This window comes from Nocardiopsis lucentensis DSM 44048, from assembly GCF_000341125.1.
Lineage (GTDB): Bacteria > Actinomycetota > Actinomycetes > Streptosporangiales > Streptosporangiaceae > Nocardiopsis > Nocardiopsis lucentensis.
This window is the reverse complement of sequence record NZ_ANBC01000188.1, coordinates 1-363: the sequence shown is the minus strand read 5'-3', so window position 1 is coordinate 363 and position 363 is coordinate 1. Positions and strand designations below refer to the sequence as shown.

At 76.0% G+C, this 363-nt stretch carries 1 pseudogene; it reads right to left on the bottom strand.

The window, feature by feature from the left end:
* A pseudogene (locus tag D471_RS33255) lies at nt 1–363 on the bottom strand (ATP-dependent helicase); the annotation flags it as partial.

Below are 363 nucleotides of genomic sequence, written 5' to 3'. Positions count from 1 at the left end.
GACGAGCTGACCGGTGGAGTCGTCGCCCTGGCACAGGATCGGATGGTCCAGCCGTTCACGCAGCGCCTCGGCGGCCTGTTGGGCGGCGCGCATGGAGGAGAAGAGCCCGAGTGCCCGGCCGTCGGCGGCTTCGATGAGCTCGGTGATCTCGTCCAGGTAGGCGTCGGCCAGGCCGCCCCGGCCGGGCGGGGGAAGGTGGGTGGCCACGTAGAGGATGCCGCTGCGCCCGTGGTCGAAGGGGGAGCCGACGTCGAGACCGCGCCAGCGGGGCTCCCCCGCCGCGCGGTGCGGGCCGTCGTCGTCGGGGTCGGGCACCTGGTCGGGGCCGGGGTCGGTCTTCCCGGCGGCGGCGCGTTCGGCGGC